At 54.0% G+C, this 272-nt stretch carries 1 protein-coding gene; it reads left to right on the top strand.

The genetic code is table 11. The features are described 5' to 3' along the window. Window positions 1-272, top strand: a 272-nt coding sequence (locus AC1RPR_RS08820; protein WP_481763574.1) for a hypothetical protein, incomplete at both ends; no start/stop codon positions are given.

Below are 272 nucleotides of genomic sequence, written 5' to 3'. Positions count from 1 at the left end.
AAGATATGCTGAACCGATTTGGTTTTGGCAAAGGAAACAAGATGAATGTTCAACCGTATGGCCGTGATGAACTGGCGGCAGCAAACGCCGCAGGTTACCTGATTCTCGATTGGGCAGAGGGCCTGACTCACCTACGCGCAGGCTTCCGCAAGATGGATGACGCACTGCCCGGCCAGAATCAGAAGCTGGCGTCCGAGGGCTTCCAGCAAGCAACACTGGGTCTCAGTATTATCCACGACTTCTTCAAGGCTCGTGGCATTGATCTGAGCGTG

This window comes from Dellaglioa sp. CoH-57-MRSF-22 (assembly GCF_056781895.1).
The sequence above is the reverse complement of the archived record's forward strand: the minus strand, read 5'-3'. Positions and strand labels throughout refer to the sequence as shown.